1 protein-coding gene is annotated in these 487 nt (G+C 41.1%); it reads right to left on the bottom strand.

Annotation, left to right across the window (positions count from 1 at the left end):
- Nucleotides 1-42: 42 nt before the first annotated feature.
- On the bottom strand, nucleotides 43-435 hold the full coding sequence (locus A3756_RS03380; RefSeq protein ID WP_068507986.1) for an MAPEG family protein: 393 nt from the start codon (nucleotides 433-435) through the stop codon (nucleotides 43-45).
- Nucleotides 436-487: the final 52 nt, after the last annotated feature.

Below are 487 nucleotides of genomic sequence, written 5' to 3'. Positions count from 1 at the left end.
TAACGTGCGCTTTAGTTTTTGGTAACGTTCTGGTGTCATGTCTTATCGAGTGACTAAAATTAGAATATTAACAACGGCCATTGCCAGCAAGCACAACCATGTAAACAAAGTACCGTAAAAACGACCTTTAGTCGGACCATTCTTCTTCGATAAGCCATAAGCATGTGCAATACGAGACAATAGTAGCGTCAGTCCGAACACATGTATAAGCCAGGGTGTTAAGTGGTTTAACTCGAGCATTAGCAGTAAAGCAATCCCTACAGGTATATTCTCTACTGCATTAGCATGCGCTCGCACAGCGCTCTTCATTGCTTTTGAGCCAGTATCATCACCAATGGATATTCCCTCATCTCTACGAAAGGTTGTCACCCGATAAGCTAGAAACACGATAAGGATCACTAACAATGAAGCATATAATGGACTAATAAATAACATGGTCATTCTCCTGGCTTTTTATTCTGATAATAAGTAACGCGGGCAGAAGGAT

This window comes from Oleiphilus sp. HI0086 (assembly GCF_001635225.1).
Note: the sequence above shows the minus strand (reverse complement) of the source record. Positions and strands in the feature narration are given on the sequence as shown.